Below are 16614 nucleotides of genomic sequence, written 5' to 3'. Positions count from 1 at the left end.
TCGACCTCACGGTAGGTCTCGGCAGGGGCCGTTCCCACGGTTCGCACCCAAGTTCCCCCAGAGTTCGGGAGGATTTCACGCCGTCGTCCCGGGCGCGACCGCGCGTCCACGTGACCGCAACCGCCCCGTCGCCGGGGCGGGGGGTCTACGTGGCGGGATGCGCCGCCGGCCTTCCGGCCAGCCAGCCCGACAGGCGGTCCGGGCGGTCCGTGATGATCGCATCCACCCCGAGGGCCTCGAGGGCCGCCCACTCCTCCGGCTCGTCGGCGGTCCACACCATGACCCGCAGGCCCTGGGCGTGAAGGTCCGCGACCAGTCCGGTGGAGCGCGCGAGGCCGACCGACGGGTTGCAGCACGCGACACCCAGCTCGTCGACGAGCGCGACCGCCCCCGGGTGCCCCTCCCACACGAGGAGGCCGCGCGGCAGGTGCGGCGCGACGTCCCGCAGGGCGGCGACGGTCGACGGGTGGAAGCTCTGCACGACGACCCGGTCGCCGAGGCGCGCCGCGTCGATCGCGCCGGTCACCCGTGCGGCGTCTGCGGCCGACCACTCGTCCTTGAGCTCCAGGAGAAGGTCGGTGCCGGGACGGGACTCGAGGAAGCCGAGCACCTCGCCGAGCGTCGGCACCTGCTGTCCCGCGTAGTGGCGGGAGAACCAGGAGCCCGCGTCCAGCTCTCGCAGGCCGGCCAGCGACAGGTCGGCCACGCGGCCGGTGCCGGAGGTCGTCGCGTCGACTGTGTCGTCGTGGATGACCACGATCTCGCCGTCGGCACTGAGCTGGATGTCGATCTCGACCGCGTCGGCGCCGGCCCGCCACGCCGCCTCGAGCGCGACGAGGGTGTTCTGCGGGGCCACCGAGGAGTTGCCGCGGTGCGCGACCACCACGGGCCGTGTCCCGCCGACGGGACCGGGAGGAAGCAGGGTCGTCACGGCCACAGCCTCGCACGCGGGCCCGATTCAGGGATCCCCGGCCATGGATGGTTTCATGTCCGCATGATCCTGCGCTCCCGTCGCGTCGCCGCCCGCACGGCCGCCGTCGCCGTCACCGGACTCACGCTGGCCCTGCTGCTCTCGGCCTGCGGCTCGGACGGGGAGCCGGACGCGGAGGCGAGCGGGACGCCGTCGGTCACCGTGACGGAGCCGCAGAGCGACGACGGACCCCTGAACGCCAACGAGGCGTGCGCCGCGATGTACGTCTACGACGACGAGCACCTCGCCGACCGCGTCGCCGCCGCGTTGCTCGACGTCAGCCAGGACGGCCTGGACCCCACGATGGCCGACCGGATGCACGCGCTGGCTATCGACCTGGGCCGGCTCCAGGACCGCGTGCCGGAGGAGTTCCGCGACCCGATCGCGCAGATCCGCGTGCCGTTCGTCCAGGTCCAGGAAAAGCTCGACGCGATGGACGGCGGCGACCTCCAGCTCGACATCGGTGCGGCGACCGAGGGCCTGCGCGCCTACGAGGCGCTCTGCTGACGTGAGTCGCGGTCGGGCAGGTGCTCGACGGCGTCCTGGTATGCCTGCGTGGCGCGGCTGAAGTAGTCGAGGAGCACATCGAGCTGCTCGCCCGAGTATCCGGCGAGGATCTCGCCGATCCTCTGCCGGGCGGGTGCCATGACCTCGTCGAGCTGCGCCGGCTTGCCGATCGGCTCGACGATCACCTTGCGTCGGTCGCTCGGGTCTGGCGCCCGGCGGACGTACCCAGCCGCCTGGAGTCGGTCGACGAGCCGGGTGGTCGGCCCGGTGGTCAGCCCGGCGCGCGAGCCGAGCTCGCCCGGCGTCATCGGCCCCCCCAGCTCCAGGATGTTGAGCGCGTAGAGATCGGTCGCGCCGAGGTCGCAGGCCCTGGCGCTGGCGTGGCCGTGCAGCAGGACGGCGCTGAGGTAGCGGCGGTAGGCCCGGCTCGCGTCCGACGGCGGTGTTGACACGGACTCGCCCTCCCCATAGTCTCTTCCTCGGAGAAGAGACTTCCTTGTAGAAGTAACTTCCTGTGAGAAGGTACCAGACCCGGTCTGAATCCGAGACATGAGAAGGGACCCATCGAGATGACCGGCATCACGAGCCTCACCCAGACGACCCAGGACGACGACCTGGCCATCCGCGACCTGCTCGCCCGCAGCCAGGAGGCGTGGAACCGCGGCGACGGCACTGCCTACGGCGCGTGCTTCACCGCCGACGCCAGCGACGTCACTTTCGTCGGCACCGTCTACCAGGGAGGCGCCGAGATCGGCCGCGCCCACCAGGCCCTGTTCGGCAGCTTCCTCAGCGGTACCCGGCTGCACCTCGAGATCCTCGACATCCGCCGTTACGGCGCCGACACCGCCGTCGTCGTCACCCGAGGCGACGTCGCCAAGAAGGCACCGCGCCGGCTCGGGAAGCTCGCCACGTACGTCGTTGTCCGCGGAGCCGACGGCGGCTGGGGCATCGGCGCCGTCCAGAAGACCCAGCACCGGCCGCTGATGGAGGCTGTCTCGTTCAGGGTCCAGCCCGCCACCAGGCCCGCCGAGGGCTGACCTGGGGGAACTCGTCGTGATCACCCACGGCCTCGGTGTACTCGCTCCCGCTGTCACGCCTTGCGATCACTGGACTATCACTCGTGCGATCGTCCGACCATCACTCGTGCGAGTCGGCCGAGGTCCTGACCAGGCGAATACCGCCTGCGCGTGGCTGCGGGTCGGTCACTGGCGCTTCCGCACCTGGCGTTCATTCGTCATGCGTTCACCGAAGGGGTATCGCCCTCCCGAACCGTCTTCGTCGTTCTCGTGTCCGGCTCGCTGGGCGGGGTGCGCTGGGGTGCGGCAGAGGCGCTTGCGCCGGAGCCGCGGGGCCCCATCGCGGGGCCCTGCCCGGGCGGGCCGGACGCGTGGCGAAGCCGCGCCTTGAGCCAGTAAAGGAAACTCCTCACGACTCGGGATCTGCGGCAGCGGCCTGGGAGGCGAGGCGGAGTTCCCGGGTACCTCGAAGAGATTGCGAAGGAACAGCGTCGGGGCCTCACCGAAGCGGTACGTCGTCGCACCTGAGACCCCGCAGCAGCTCGACCTACGGAATATGGTTTTCGCAGACGAGGACGAACCTGGAAGGCTCCTTCGCATGCGCTCGATGAACAGCCGAGACGTCGAACAGGCCGTGGCCGAGATGGTCCAAGTACTCACGCCGTACGAGGCGCGAGACTGGCAGAGCCCGGCTGGGTCGCTGGAGTGGAACTGCTGGACGACAGCGGCCCATGTCGCACATGACCTTCTCGCCTATGCGGGACAGGTAGCGGCGAAGCCGGGGAGTGCCTACCTGCCGTTCGATCTCGTCATCCGCGCCGACGCGCCGCCGCGTGACGTGCTCGAGGTGGTCATCGCCTCGGGAAGGCTTCTGAGCAGCGCGCTGGCCGTGGCCGGACCCGACGCTCGCGCATGGCACTGGGGGGCGACTGACCCAGGCGGCTTTGCAGCGCTGGGAGTCAACGAGATCCTGGTGCATACGTATGACATCACGCAGGGTCTCGGGATTAGCTGGCTTCCACCTGAATCGCTTTGCGCCGCGGTGCTGGCCCGACTGTTCCCCGACGCTCCGCAAGGTGACCCGGTCCAGGTGCTCCTGTGGTCTACCGGGCGAGTGGATCTCGAAGACCGCCCCCGTGTCACGTCGTGGATCCTGAAGGCTGCGATCGATTGACATCGCGTCGCGCACCTTCGACGAGAGGCGGTCGCCGAAGCGGGAGAGGGCCGCTCCGGAACCACCCATGACTCATGGGGCACCCATTCGTTCGATGAGAACGCGCAGATCACCCGCCCACACCCTGAGGCGATCGGTTGGCTGAGAAAGACTCCTGGCAGGATTGGCACCCTGGCCCCGATCGCTGCCTGGCGGTAACTCGGGCACGCTCGGCCGTCGATGACGCAGGACGTGTACACGGGCCGTCGCGTTGTCGGTGGCGCCGTGAGCCCGCTCGATGGGCTGTTCGCGGCCTCGCCGGTCGCCGGGGATGCGGCTTGATGTCGCACACCACGTCGCACACGGCGCGCCGGTTGTTCGGGCGGGACGCCACCGGCGCGAACAACCGTGCTGGTCACGGCGTTGTGAAGGTGGGCCCCCCGGGGATCGAACCCGGAACCTACGGATTAAAAGTCCGCAGCTCTGCCGATTGAGCTAGAGGCCCCGCGCCCGAGAGATGCCCCGGGCGACGACACCCCAGCCTACGCGGGATGCGCGCTTCGTTCTGGCAGCGCGACCACGACATCGGGGCCCTTCCGGGGGTCCGGTCGGGCCAGGATGTCGTGGTCGGTGCGCGGCAACCGGGGTCGGACATCCGGGTCGGCACCGGATCGGCGCCCGGATGGCCCGGCCGCGGGGCACCTTATGCGAGGCTCCGACGGTCTGTCGCGCCGAGTCCCACCATCCGGGAGGATCCGGGCAGATTGCGTCTCATGCTTGCGACAAGCGGCCGGGCTTGGTTCGGTGGACTGGTCCAGGAAACCTACGAGAGGAGCACGCCGTGCTCACCGTGACCGACAACGCCCGTTCGGCAGTCGAGGACCTTGTCCAGCAGGCCGGCGTGCCCGCCGAGGGCGGGCTGCGCATCGCGCAGGCCACCGGCCAGCCGGGCAACTTCGAGCTCGCGCTCGTTCCCGCGCCGCAGCCGGACGACCAGGTGGTCGACGACTCGGGCGCCACGCACGTCTTCGTCGAGGCCGACGCCGCCCCGGCGCTCGACGCCCTCACGCTCGACGCCGACCCGGCCGCTCAGGGCCCGGGCTTCGTGCTCACGCCGCAGCAGGCCTGAGGCGAAGCAGTCGGAGGCTCCCCGGGCGCGTGCCCGGGGAGCCTCCGACTGCTCACGCAAGAGCTACAGCGCTACGCCGAGGATCCAGGCGCCGCCGACCACGAGCGAGCCCACGGTCACCGCCAGGAACACGCCGACCCACAGGAGGCCGGGGACCCCGGTGAGGCGGGCGAGCTGGTCGGCGTCGGAGGTGCGGGCCCGGCCCCGGGCGCGCTGGACCTGGAGCTCGAGCACCGGTCGCACCGCCCCCAGCAGCAGGAACCATGTCACCGCGTATGCGACGGCGCTCTGCACCGGGGGCTCGAGCGTCCAAGAGACGAAGACGAGCAGCGCCCCGCTCACGAGCACCGACCACAGGCCGAACCAGTTGCGGATCTGCAGCAGCAGGAGGCCGAGGAGCGCGACGAGCAGCCACAGCAGCCCCACCGCGTAGCCCTGGCGGAGCAGCCAGGCCGCGCCGAGGCCGACCAGGCCTGGCCCCACGTACCCCGCGAACGCGGTCAGCACCATCCCGAAACCGCGGGGCGCGCCGCGGGAGACAGTGAGGCCGGAGGTGTCGGAGTGCAGCCGGATGCCCTCCAGCTTGCGGCCCGTGATCAGCGCTGCGAAGCCGTGCGCGCCCTCGTGCGCGATCGTGATGACGTGCCGCGTGATCACCCACACCGGGCGGACGGCCACGATGAGGAACGCCACGGCGCACATCGTCAGCACCACCGTCTGCGCCGGCGGGTCCACGGGCGTGGTCGCGTTGGTCCAGATCTGCCCCAGCACGTCGCCCACGGCTCCGAACGGGGAGCTCGTTGAATTCATGCGGGCCATCGAACCACACACGTGTTGCCAGACGTGAGACACTTGCTGTTCGAGGGCTGCGCGGACCGCGCGCCCCGGCGTCGTGAAGATCCCCGGATTGTGCGCGGCGGACCACGACTTGGCGCCACGAGGGCGCCGCTACGAGCCCCGAGAGGCCTCTTACCTGTGACGACCTTCGCCGACCTCGGCCTGCCCGCGCCCATCGTGAGCGCGCTCACGGACCGCGGCATCACCACCCCCTTCCCCATCCAGACCGCGTCCCTGCCGGACTCGCTCGCCGGCCGTGACGTGCTCGGCCGCGGCCGCACCGGCTCCGGCAAGACGCTCGCCTTCTCCCTGCCCATGGTGACGCGCCTTGCCGCCGGCGCCCGCCGTGGTGCGCGCCGCCCCGGCGTCCCCCGGGCGCTGGTCCTGTGCCCGACGCGTGAGCTCGCGAACCAGATCGACGCCGCGCTGGCGCCGCTCGCCGAGACGCTCGGCCTGCGGACCACGACGATCTTCGGCGGCGTCGCGCAGTCGCGCCAGGTCTCGGCGCTCCAGGCGGGCGTGGACATCGTCATCGCCTGCCCGGGCCGGCTCGAGGACCTGCTGAACCAGCGGCACCTGAGGCTCGACGAGGTCGAGATCACCGTGCTGGACGAGGCCGACCACATGGCGGACCTCGGCTTCCTGCCCGGCGTCAAGCGCATCCTGGACCGCACCCCGGCCCGAGCGCAGCGCCTGCTGTTCTCCGCCACGCTCGACAACGGCGTGGACGTGCTCGTCAAGCGCTACCTGCACGAGCCGGTGACCCACTCGGTCGACGACGCGGCCGCGCCGCCGCCGCAGATGACGCACCACATCCTCGCTGTCGCCGACGCCGACGCGAAGAAGCACGTCGTGCACCAGCTCGCGCAGGGTACGGGCCGGCGCGTCCTGTTCACGCGCACCAAGCACCAGGCGAAGAAGCTCGCCAAGCAGCTCACTGCCTCGGGCGTCCCCGCGGTCGACCTGCACGGCAACCTCGGCCAGGGCGCGCGCGAGCGCAACCTCGAGGCCTTCTCGACCGGCACCGTCAAGGTGCTGGTCGCGACCGACATCGCGGCGCGCGGCATCCACGTGGACGATGTCGAGCTCGTGGTCCACGTCGACCCGCCGGCGGAGCACAAGGCGTACCTGCACCGGTCCGGCCGCACGGCCCGCGCCGGTTCGGGCGGCGACGTCGTGACCGTCATGCTGCCCGAGGAGCGTGCCGACGTGCGCGACCTCACCCGCAAGGCCCGCATCACGGCCCAGCCGCAGCGCGTCACGCCGGGCGACGCGACGGTCTCCGCCCTGGTGGGCGAGGTCGCGCCGCTCGTGGCGTACACGCCGCCGGCGCCGCAGCAGCAGCAGTCGCGCAAGCCCGCGGGCTCGGGTGGTCGCTCGGCCGCGGGTTCCGGCGCCGGCCGGGGCCAGAGCCGCGGCTCGCGCGAGCAGTCGCCGCAGGCCGGGCGCGTCTGGACCTCGACGAGCGGCCAGGCGGGCCGTCCGGCGTCGTCCGGCGGTTCGCGGCCCACGGAGGCCGGCACGACGGCGAACGCCGGTGGCAGCCGCCGTCGTCGCGGCGGCCGCGGCCGTGGCGGGAGCCGTCCGACCGGCGCGTGACCGGTGCCCGCTCGCGCCGGGAACACCGGCGTGAGCGGGGAGGTTGCCACCAGCGGAGGTGTCAGAGATGACCTACGAGGTGAGCAAGACCGACGAGCAGTGGCGTACCGAGCTGGACCCTGCGGAGTTCGCCGTGCTGCGGCAGGCTGCGACGGAGCGGGCCTGGACCGGCGAGCTCCTGGACGAGAGCCGGGTCGGGGTGTACCGGTGTCGCGCCTGCGGGAACGAGCTCTTCCGCTCCGAGACGAAGTTCGACTCGCACTGCGGTTGGCCGTCCTTCTACAGCCCGCTCGCGGGTGACCGCGTGGAGCTGATCGAGGACCGCACGCACGGCATGGTCCGCACCGAGGTGCGGTGCGCCCGCTGCGGCTCCCACCTGGGGCACGTCTTCGACGACGCCCCCCAGACCCCGACGGGGGACCGGTTCTGCATGAACTCCGTCAGCCTCACCTTCGAAGAGGCGTGACGGGGTAGCCGACGCCGGTCGCTCACCCCGGTGGGCGGCCGGCGTGAACGGTCTGCCAGGCCGTGAGGTCGGCCAGGTAGCGGTGCAGCAGCGTGGCGAGCTGGGAGACGTCGTCCGGGTCCCAGTCGGCGAGCGCGCCGCGGAACATCGTGATGCGGGCGGCACGGGCCCGCTCGAAGCGCTGTGCGCCGTCGTCGGTCAGGGTGATGCGCTGGCCGCGGCTGTCCTCGGGGTCCACGTCGCGCTGGACCAGGCCGAGGGCGACGAGGCGGCTGAGCTGGCGCGAGACCGTGGCCCGGCCGACGCCGAACGCCACCGCGAGGTCGGAGCCGCGGGTGCCGGGGTGCTGGGCGATGTAGGCCAGCAGGGGATAGGCGCTCGCCTCGAGGTCAGGGTGCACGCGCCGGGCGGTGAGCGTGGCCGACGACTGCGCGCGCCGGATGATCATCCGCACCTCGCGCTCCAGGGCGACGTACGGCTCTGATGCCGCCAGCGCGTCGTCCAAGGAGGGCGCGGCGACCGGCACCGGTGCCGCGTCGTCGACGCTGATCTTGTCGGCTTCTAGCATGCGACCCATTGTTGCGTGCTGAGGCGTTTCAATCCCAGAGCCGGGGGTTGCAACTTACTTACTCTGCGTAGGATCTGACGCCGAGGACCCCGGACGACCGAGAGGTGAAGCGATGAGCGAGACGACCGGCTGGATGCGACCCCTGGGAGCGACGGGGCTGACCGTGTCCGCGGTGTGCGCGGGAGGCGGGCCGCTCGGCTCGATGCCCGGCATCTTCGGCTATGACACGCCGGCCGAACGCGCCGTCGCGACCGTGCGGGCGGTGCTCGACAGCGACATCCGCTTCATCGACACGTCGAACGGGTACTCCGAAGGCGAGTCCGAGCGCCGGATCGGCGCGGCGCTCGCCGCGTACCGCGACGAGCACGGCGCGCTGCCGGACGACGTCGTCGTCGCGACCAAGGTGGACCCGCAGGGGAGGGACTACTCGGGCGACCGGGTCCGTGCGTCCGTCGCGGAGAGCCGGGAGCGGCTCGGTCTCGACGTCCTGCCCCTCGTCCACCTGCACGACCCCGAGTTCCACTCGTTCGAAGACCTCTCCGCGCCGGGCGGCGCCGTGGATGCGCTGGTCGCGCTGCGCGAGTCCGGAGAGGTCGGCGCGATCGGCCTGGCCGGTGGCCGCGTGCAGGAGATCGCCCGGTATCTCGACCTCGGGGTCTTCGACGTCCTGCTCGTGCACAACCGCTGGACGCTGGTGGACCGCTCGGCCAGGGACCTCGTCGCCACCGCTGCCGCGCGGGGCATGGGCGTGCTCAACGCCGCCGTGTACGGCGGCGGCATCCTCGCCCAGTCGCCGCCCGAGACCGTGGCCGGCACGTACGGCTACCGCGACGCGCCCGGCCCGGTGCTCGACGCCGTCCGCCGGATGCGCGAGGTGTGCTCCGCGCACGGGACCGACCTCGCCACGGCGGCGCTGCAGTTCTCGCTGCGGGACCCGCGCGTGTCGTCCACGATCGTCGGGATCTCCCGGCCCGAGCGGGTGGCGCAGACCGTGAGCGCGGCGCGTGCCGACGTGCCCGAGGCGCTCTGGCCCGAGCTCGCCGCGCTCCTGCCCGGCGAGGAGAACTGGCTCGACGCGCCGTTCACGCCCGGCTCCGGGGTCGGCGAGCAGGGCGCATGACCCGGCCCCTCCGGACGCGGTCTGCGGCGGAGACGGAGGGTGCGGTCCTGGACCTCGTCCGCTCGGGCGGCGTGATCAGCCGCGTCGAGCTGGCCGAGCAGTCCGGGCTCACCGGCGCCTCGATCTCGCGCGTCGTCAAGCGGCTGCTCGACCGCGGGCTCCTCGTGGAGACCGGGCAGGGCGACCGAACGGGCGGCAAGCGGCGGACGCTGCTCGAGCTCAGCACGGGCGGGCGCTACGCCGTCGGCGTGTCCGTCGACCACGCCCGCCTGACCTACGTGCTCGTCAACCTGCGCGGCGAGGTCGTCGCGAACGTCGAGGCGCCCGGGATCGGGCAGGACCCGCCGGTCACGGTCGTGCGGCGTGCGGCGCAAGGTGTGCGTGAGCTTCTCGACGGCCAGGAGCTGTGCGTGCGCGAGGTGGCCGGCGTCGGCGTCGCCGTGCCCGGCCGCCTCGATCCCGGCCCTCCCGGATCGGACGGGTCCTCGCGTCTCGCGACGGAGTGGGAGCGGCTCGGGCTCGAGGCCGTCCTCGGCGAGGCCCTGGGCCTGCCGGTCCGGGTCGAGCACGACCATGTCAGCGCCGCCCTGGGCGAGTTCTGGGTGGGGAAGGTCCCGGCGAGCGCGAGCTTCGCCTGCGTCTACCTGTCGGAGGGGTTCGGCCTCGGCCTGCGGCTGCGGGGCGACGTGCACCGTGGTGCGTCGCGCACCGCAGGCGATGTGGGCCACATGGTGCTCGACGCCGGGGGCGCGCCGTGCTGGTGCGGCTCGCAGGGGTGCCTCGAAGCGCTCGCCGGACCGGCGGCGGTCGTGGCCCGGGTGATGGCCTCGACGGCGGGCGGGGAGCTGGGGCTCACGGGCTCGCGCGCTGCGCAGCACCGGGAGTTCGCCACGGTGTGCCGGGCCGCGGCGGACCACGACGGGGTGGCCGCCGGCCGCGACGCGACGCGGGAGGCCTGCCGCGAGGCCGTCGAAGCCTCCGCGCGGTACGTCGGGACGGCCCTGCTGTCGATCGTCAACGTGCTGGACCTGGACCGCATCGTGCTGGCCGGGCCGGGCTTCGCCGAGGCCGGCCCGCTGTACGCGGACAGCGTGCGGGCCGAGGTCGAGCGGCGCTCGTCCCGACGGGAGACCGGGCCTGTGACCGTGGAGCTGAGCGGGCTCGGGCTGTACTCCGCGGCAGTGGGCGCGGCGACCACCGCCTTCGCCTGAGCCGGAGGTGCAGCGGAGGGTGGGGCCGCAGCGAAGCAAGGACCCGCCCGGAGCGGAGCCGCAGGCTCAGGCGAACAACTACTTCGCCTGAGCTGGAGCGGACTACTCCAGCTGGCCCTGCCGCCACAGGGCGGCCGCCTGCTCCAGCTCCTCGCCGGTGCGCAGCAGGGACGACGCGCCGCGGGTCAGGCGCGTGGCGGCGGTGGGGTCCGCGGGCTCGCGCGCGTCGGCGTCGAACGCGGCGCCGGTCGACAGGATCCGGCAGAACGCGCCCGCGCGCTCGAGCGCGACGGCGAGGTCACCCGTGAAGACGCCCGAGAGGACGACGTCGGCCAGGGCCCGCAGGTCCCCGGGCTCCGGCGGGTTCGGCACGCCCGCCACGGCCTCCTGGACGGGGGCGGCGTCGACGCCGAGCCGGTACCGCAGCATGACCGTCTGCGCGTCGCGCCGCACCCACTCGCGCAGGACGTAGAGCCGCCAGAGGGCGCCGGGGAGCGTGGCCGGGGCGGCGTCGGCCCAGAGAGCGGCGACCGTGTCGAGCCCTTCGGTCTCGACGAGGCGGACGAGCCGCTCGACGACCTCAGGGTCCTCCGACGAGCGTGCCCGGTCCACGAGGGCGCGCGCCGTGGCGTGCGCGACCTCTCCCCGCAGCGCGGGATCGAGGTCCCCCGGGAGGGCGTCCGCGTCGCGCGGGTCGAGCATCGCCGGGCGGCGCGGGGGGCGGCGGGCGTCGGTCACGCGTCCCAGTCTCCCCGACATCGTTGCGCAGGACGAGTACCTGCGCTTTCGCGCGTAGCGCAACCTTCCGACGACTTCGACGACGGCGAACCGCCTCCCCGGGCGTGTCTGATGGGTCACAGAAGGTTGTACCGGGCAACCATTAAGCGTATGGTTGCTTGCGGCAAACAAGGAGTCTGCATGTCCACCACGACACCCGATCACCCGCCGGGCACCTCCCAGGCGACCGCCGAGGACCTCGTCGCGGCGCTCGAGCAGCTCAGCCGCGCCCAGCGCGAAGCCGCCTCCCGCGTCGCCCAGTCGCTCGACCGGCCCCGCGCCGGCGTCGGCATCGCCCGAGTCCTGCACAAGGGCGGCCCTATGCCGCTCTCCGAGGTCGCGGCACGGCTCCGCGTGGACCTGTCGGTCGTGAGCCGCCAGGTCAGCGCGCTCGTCGACGCCGGACACGTCGTCCGCAGGGTCGACGAGACCGACCGTCGCGTCCGCACCCTCGCGCTCACCGACTCCGGCCACGCCCTCGCCGAGGACGCCGGCAGGCACCTCATCGCGCTCGTCCATCACATCTTCGAGGCCTGGTCCCCCGACGACTTCGCCGACGCCACCCGCGCCCTGCGCCGGATCGCCGACACGATCTCGGCCGCCACCCCTGCGGGCCAGACCCCGGAATCACCGCTCGACCCCAAGGAAACGCATCGATGACCAGCTCCACCGCAATCGCCGACGACAGGTCGGCGACGCCCCGCGCCGAGGCGACCGGTCCGGCGTCGGGCAGCACGCCCAACCCGCCCATGACGCACCGCGAGGTGCTCGAGGCGCTCTCGGGCATCATGCTCGGCATGTTCGTGGCCATCCTGGCCACGACCATCACCTCCACGTCGTTGCCCCGGATCGTCACCGACCTCGGCGGCACGCAGAACTCCTACACGTGGGTCGTCACGGCCGCGCTGCTGACCACGACCATCTCGACCCCGCTGTGGGGCAAGTTCGCCGACCTGACCAACCGCAAGACCCTCATCCAGGTCGCGCTGGTGATCACGGTCGTGTCCGCCGCCGCGGCGGGCTTCTCCCAGAACATCGAGACCCTCATCGCGTTCCGCGCGATGCAAGGCATCGGCGCCGGCGGCCTCACGGCTCTCGCGACCGTCCTGATGGCGGACATCATCTCGCCGCGTGACCGCGGCCGGTACATGGGCCTCATGGGCGGGGTCATGGCCGTCTCCCAGGTGGGCGGACCGCTGCTCGGCGGCGTCCTCACGGACGGCGTCGGCTGGCGCTGGACCTTCTTCGTGGGCGTCCCGTTCGCGGTCGCGGCGATCATCGTGCTGCAACGGACGCTGCACCTGCCTGCGCGGCCGCGCCGCGTCGCGAAGATCGACTACTGGGGCGCCAGCCTGATCTCCGTCGGCGTCGCGCTGCTGCTCCTGTGGGTGACCTTCGCGGGCAACGAGTTCGCGTGGGTGTCGTGGCAGACGGCTGCCATGGTCGGCGGCGCCGTGCTGGCGCTGGTCGGGGCCGTGCTGGTGGAGCGCGTCGTGGCCGAGCCGATCATCCCGCTGCACCTGTTCAGGAACCGCACGTTCGTGTTCTCGGTCGTGGCCTCCATGGCCGTCGGCGTCGCGATGTTCGGCACCGCGGTGTTCCTCAGCCAGTACCTGCAGCTCTCGCGCGGCAGGACACCCACCGAGTCCGGGCTGCTCACCATCCCGATGGTGGTCGGCACCATGCTCGCGGGCGTCGTGCTCGGCCGGATCATCTCGAGGACCGGCCGGTACAAGGCGATCATGGTCGGCGGCGGCGTCGTCCTCATCCTCGCCCTGCTCGGGCTGTCCACCCTGGACGCGCACACGAGCTTCGTCCTGATGGGCGCCTACCTGTTCGGCCTCGGCCTCTCCGTCGGCGCGCTCATGCAGAACCTCGTGCTGGCCGTGCAGAACACGCTCGACGTGCACGAGATGGGCGCCGGCACCTCGACCGTCGCGTTCTTCCGCTCCCTCGGCGGCACCATCGGCGTGTCCGTCCTGGGCGCCGTCCTGGCGAACCGCGTCAAGGACGACCTGGCCACGGGCCTCGCCGCGTTGGGCGTCCCCGCCGACGCCATGGGCGGCACGAGCGCCGCGGTCCCTGACCTGGCGATGCTCCCCGCGGTCGTCCGGACCGTCGTCGAGGACGCGTACGCCGACGGGATCGCCGAGATCTTCCTCCTCGCGGTCCCGATGGCCGTGATCGCGCTGGTCGCGACGCTGTTCATCAAGGAAGTCCCGCTGGGCCGCAAGTCCGGCATCGAGCAGATGCTCGACAAGGAGACCGAGGCCGATGTCGTGTGACGACGACCCACGTCACCCTGAATCGTTCGTCCTGACCCTTGGCAGCCCAGCCTGAACCGTTAAGATGGGCTGGCGACGCCGGACTGCGGTAGCCCCGGGCTCCACCTCAAGCCGCTTCGAGCGGCCCCGCGCCGAGAGGCGCTCCCGGTCCGGTGTCGCACCATTCCTCTGGTACGCGATGACGCGCTGCCGACGGGGCTGTGCCGTTTGTCACGGAGGGCCCAAGCACGGACTGCGAGTTGGTGAAGGTCGTCCACGGCCCCCTACTCTTAAGTTTGTTCATCTGCCCTTTACCTGGGAGACCCTCGTGCGCCTGCGCCTGACTCCGCGCGACACCACGTACTTCGACCTTCTTGCCGCGCTGGCCCAGCATCTCGTGACCGGCGCGTCCCTCCTCGCAGAGCTGCTCGGGGCGGACAAGGAAGGCCGCGAGAAGCTCGCGCTCCAGCTGCGGGACGCCGAGCATGCGGCCGACGACGCCACGCACTCGATCATGCGCCGGCTCAACCAGACGTTCGTGACGCCGTTCGACCGCGACGACATCTACGGCCTCGCGTCCGCGCTGGACGACTGCATGGACTCCATGGAGGAGGCCGCGGACCTCATCGTCCTGTACAAGGTCGGCCAGCTCCCCGACCGGGTCTCCGAGCAGGTCCAGGTGCTGCACCGGGCCGCCGAGCTCACCGCCGAGGCGATGCCGCGGCTGCGCTCCATGGAGCACCTCGCCGACTACTGGGTCGAGGTCAACCGTCTCGAGAACCAGGCGGACAAGCTGCACCGCAAGCTCATCGCGCAGCTCTTCGACGAGGTCACCGACCCGATCGAGCTCATGAAGCTCAAGGAGATCGTCGAGGTCCTCGAGGATGCGGCGGACAGCTTCGAGCGTGTGGCCAACATGGTCGAGACCATCGCGCTCAAGGAGTCCTGAACCGACGTGGAGGCAGCACTCGTCGTCTTCGTCGTCGCGCTCGCACTCGGGTTCGACTACACCAACGGTTTCCACGACGCCGCCAACGCGATCGCGACCTCGGTGTCGACGCGGGCGCTGACGCCCCGCGTCGCGCTGCTCATGGCGGCGGTCATGAACTTCGTCGGCGCCCTCCTCGGGACGGAGGTCGCCGAGACGATCGCGAAGCAGATCGTCGACCTCGACGACACCGGCTCGCACGCCGCGCTCGTCGTGGTCGTGTGCGCGCTGGTCGGTGCCATCGTGTGGAACCTCATCACGTGGTGGTTCGGCCTGCCGTCGTCGTCGACGCACGCGCTCATCGGTGGCCTCGTAGGGGCCGGCCTGGCAGGCGGCATGACGGTCTTCTGGTCCGCGATCGTCGACAAGGTCGTGCTGCCGATGATCATCTCGCCGGTGGTCGGCTTCGGCTTCGCGTTCCTGGTCATGCTCGCCGTGCTGTGGCTGTTCCGGAGCGCCGCGCCCGCCAAGACGTTCCGCCGGTTCCGCATCGCGCAGACGGCCTCGGCCGCGGCGATGGCGCTCGGCCACGGCCTGCAGGACGCCCAGAAGACGATGGGCGTCATCTACCTGGCGCTCCTCACGGCCGGCTGGGCGGACCCCGATGCGGGGATCCCGCTGTGGGTCAAGCTCTCCGCGGCCGCCGCCATCTCCGCCGGCACCTACTCCGGCGGGTGGCGCATCATGCGCACCCTCGGCCGGCGCATCATCGAGCTCGACCCGGCGCGCGGGTTCGTCGCCGAGTCCGTGTCCGCGCTGGTGCTGTACGTCAACGCGTTCGCGCTGCACGCCCCCGTGTCCACGACCCACACGATCACCTCGGCGATCATGGGCGTCGGGGCCACGCGGCGCCTGTCGGCGGTCCGCTGGGGCGTCGCGAAGAACATCGTCCTGGCATGGGTGTCGACCATCCCGGCTGCGGCCCTCGTGGCGGCCGTGACGACCTGGGTGCTCTCGCCGATCCTGGCCTGAGCGCTCAGTCGAGCGGTGGGGCGATGAGCTCCGCCGCCACCACCCGCGGTCCCTTCGACGTGGTCGTGACGTGCCCCACGAGGGCCTGGCCGGGCTCGAGGAACGGATCCTGCGTGGGCAGCGAGTCCGCGACGGCGCGCGCCGCGTGCTGCCCGAGCACGTCCAGAACCGTCGGCAGGACGGGCCGGTGCGTGCAGAGCAGGGTCGCGCCCGCGGAGTCCTCGAGCAGGTACCGGATCGTCGCGGCGACGCGCGAGGGCGAGCGCTCGTGCTGCGCCTCGGTCAGGTACTCGCTGAACGACGGTCGCAGGCCCGCAGCACGCACGTAAGGGTCGATGGTGGTGGCGCACCGTTCCCAGCGGGAGCTGATCGCCGTCTCGATCCCGTACGAGGCGAGCACCGGCACCAGCGCCGCGGCGTGCGCGTGGCCGATGGGGGTGAGCGGCCGGTCGCGCTCCGAGCCGTGCCACGCCGTGCGGGGCACAGCCTTGCCGTGGCGCGCGATGACAAGCGCCCGCGTGGGCAGGCGGCCTGCCTCGTAGGCTTCCTTGAGCGCGTCGAGCGGTGCGCGGTCCGAGGCCCAGGTGAGCCGCTTCGCCGCGTCGTCGGCGTCGAGCCACTCGGAGGCGTCCACCTCGGCCTTCAGCACCGGGGCCACGGGGTCCCGGGCGGTGAGCGCCGCACTGTCGTGGCCTCGCCGGGCCCGCCGCGCCGCCCAGTAGTGGACGCGCTTCACGCGGCCCTCCGGCGTGAGGTACTGCCGGCCGGGCAACGGCATCCCGAGCACGATCGGCTTCCCTGTCTCCTCGGCGACCTCCCGGATCGCCGTGACCTGGAACGCCTCGCCCTCCTCGACCTTGCCCTTCGGCCAGGACCAGTCGTCGTAGCGGGGCCGGTGGACGAGCTGCACCTGCAGGGACCCGCCGCGCACGCGCCAGACGACCGCGCCCGCGGTCTCGACCAGGGGGGCGTGGGCCTGACGCGTGCCTCCCGCAGGGTCCAGGCGTTCCAGGGCCGGGCGGAAGCCGGTCATCGGG

General features: G+C 72.2%; 18 protein-coding genes and 1 tRNA gene. 12 read left to right on the top strand and 7 right to left on the bottom strand.

What is annotated here, in order from left to right; all coding sequences use genetic code 11:
* Positions 1-145 precede the first annotated feature (145 nt).
* On the bottom strand, positions 146-931 hold the full coding sequence (locus L1785_RS01375; protein ID WP_236087312.1) for a glycerophosphodiester phosphodiesterase: 786 nt from the start codon (positions 929-931) through the stop codon (positions 146-148).
* A 63-nt stretch (positions 932-994) separates the two neighbouring features.
* Between L1785_RS01375 and L1785_RS01370 the strand changes: the two genes are divergently transcribed.
* Positions 995-1477: a hypothetical protein gene (locus L1785_RS01370; RefSeq protein WP_236087311.1), complete on the top strand. Its 483-nt coding sequence runs from the start codon at positions 995-997 to the stop codon at positions 1475-1477.
* Here the strand turns inward: L1785_RS01370 and L1785_RS01365 are convergent.
* Complete coding sequence (locus L1785_RS01365) at positions 1459-1929, bottom strand: MarR family winged helix-turn-helix transcriptional regulator (RefSeq protein ID WP_236087310.1); 471 nt, start codon at positions 1927-1929, stop codon at positions 1459-1461. The two genes, L1785_RS01370 and L1785_RS01365, sit on opposite strands and share 19 nt — an antisense overlap.
* A 117-nt stretch (positions 1930-2046) precedes the next feature.
* Between L1785_RS01365 and L1785_RS01360 the strand changes: the two genes are divergently transcribed.
* Entirely contained in the window at positions 2047-2514 is a 468-nt protein-coding gene (locus L1785_RS01360; RefSeq protein WP_236087309.1) for an SgcJ/EcaC family oxidoreductase, read from the top strand.
* Positions 2515-3091: 577 nt separating this feature from the next.
* Complete coding sequence (locus L1785_RS01355) at positions 3092-3667, top strand: maleylpyruvate isomerase N-terminal domain-containing protein (RefSeq protein ID WP_236087308.1); 576 nt, start codon at positions 3092-3094, stop codon at positions 3665-3667.
* 411 nt (positions 3668-4078) lie between these two features.
* Here L1785_RS01355 and L1785_RS01350 read toward each other — a convergent pair.
* Positions 4079-4151: transfer RNA gene (locus L1785_RS01350), tRNA-Lys, on the bottom strand.
* 336 nt (positions 4152-4487) lie between these two features.
* On the opposite strand from L1785_RS01350, the gene L1785_RS01345 reads away from it, so the two are divergent.
* Positions 4488-4775, top strand: coding sequence for an iron-sulfur cluster biosynthesis family protein (locus tag L1785_RS01345; RefSeq protein ID WP_236087307.1), 288 nt, complete (start codon positions 4488-4490; stop codon positions 4773-4775).
* A gap of 63 nt (positions 4776-4838) precedes the next feature.
* Here the strand turns inward: L1785_RS01345 and L1785_RS01340 are convergent, their stop codons facing one another.
* Complete coding sequence (locus L1785_RS01340; protein WP_372461770.1) at positions 4839-5594, bottom strand: M50 family metallopeptidase; 756 nt, start codon at positions 5592-5594, stop codon at positions 4839-4841.
* Between the two features lie 156 nt (positions 5595-5750).
* On the opposite strand from L1785_RS01340, the gene L1785_RS01335 reads away from it, so the two are divergent.
* Entirely contained in the window at positions 5751-7211 is a 1461-nt protein-coding gene (locus tag L1785_RS01335; protein ID WP_236087305.1) for a DEAD/DEAH box helicase, read from the top strand.
* 67 nt (positions 7212-7278) lie between these two features.
* Positions 7279-7677, top strand: a complete 399-nt coding sequence (msrB, locus tag L1785_RS01330) for a peptide-methionine (R)-S-oxide reductase MsrB (protein WP_236087304.1) — start codon at positions 7279-7281, stop codon at positions 7675-7677.
* Between the two features lie 22 nt (positions 7678-7699).
* On the opposite strand, the gene L1785_RS01325 is transcribed toward msrB, so the two are convergent.
* Entirely contained in the window at positions 7700-8245 is a 546-nt protein-coding gene (locus tag L1785_RS01325) for a MarR family winged helix-turn-helix transcriptional regulator (RefSeq protein ID WP_236087303.1), read from the bottom strand.
* A gap of 112 nt (positions 8246-8357) precedes the next feature.
* Here L1785_RS01325 and L1785_RS01320 point away from each other — a divergent pair, with 112 nt between their 5' ends.
* A complete protein-coding gene (locus L1785_RS01320; protein ID WP_236087302.1) occupies positions 8358-9365 on the top strand; it encodes an aldo/keto reductase in 1008 nt (335 codons plus the stop codon).
* Positions 9362-10576: an ROK family transcriptional regulator gene (locus tag L1785_RS01315; protein ID WP_236087301.1), complete on the top strand. Its 1215-nt coding sequence runs from the start codon at positions 9362-9364 to the stop codon at positions 10574-10576. The genes L1785_RS01320 and L1785_RS01315 overlap by 4 nt, the downstream gene beginning before the upstream one ends.
* Positions 10577-10678: 102 nt before the next feature.
* Here the strand turns inward: L1785_RS01315 and L1785_RS01310 are convergent, their stop codons facing one another.
* On the bottom strand, positions 10679-11278 hold the full coding sequence (locus L1785_RS01310) for a hypothetical protein (protein WP_236087342.1): 600 nt from the start codon (positions 11276-11278) through the stop codon (positions 10679-10681).
* Between the two features lie 216 nt (positions 11279-11494).
* On the opposite strand from L1785_RS01310, the gene L1785_RS01305 reads away from it, so the two are divergent.
* From L1785_RS01305 to L1785_RS01290, 4 genes are all read left to right on the top strand, one after another.
* Positions 11495-12013: a MarR family winged helix-turn-helix transcriptional regulator gene (locus L1785_RS01305; protein WP_236087300.1), complete on the top strand. Its 519-nt coding sequence runs from the start codon at positions 11495-11497 to the stop codon at positions 12011-12013.
* On the top strand, positions 12010-13638 hold the full coding sequence (locus L1785_RS01300) for an MDR family MFS transporter (protein WP_268914672.1): 1629 nt from the start codon (positions 12010-12012) through the stop codon (positions 13636-13638). Before L1785_RS01305 ends, L1785_RS01300 begins: the two co-directional genes overlap by 4 nt.
* Positions 13639-13945: 307 nt before the next feature.
* A complete protein-coding gene (locus L1785_RS01295) occupies positions 13946-14566 on the top strand; it encodes a DUF47 domain-containing protein (RefSeq protein WP_236087299.1) in 621 nt (206 codons plus the stop codon).
* 6 nt (positions 14567-14572) lie between these two features.
* Complete coding sequence (locus L1785_RS01290) at positions 14573-15577, top strand: inorganic phosphate transporter (protein WP_236087298.1); 1005 nt, start codon at positions 14573-14575, stop codon at positions 15575-15577.
* Between the two features lie 4 nt (positions 15578-15581).
* On the opposite strand, the gene L1785_RS01285 is transcribed toward L1785_RS01290, so the two are convergent.
* Entirely contained in the window at positions 15582-16610 is a 1029-nt protein-coding gene (locus L1785_RS01285) for an NUDIX hydrolase (protein WP_236087297.1), read from the bottom strand.
* Between the last annotated feature and the right edge of the window lie 4 nt (positions 16611-16614).

The organism is Antribacter soli (assembly GCF_021568775.1).
Lineage (GTDB): Bacteria > Actinomycetota > Actinomycetes > Actinomycetales > Cellulomonadaceae > Antribacter > Antribacter soli.
The sequence above is the reverse complement of the archived record's forward strand: the minus strand, read 5'-3'. Positions and strand labels throughout refer to the sequence as shown.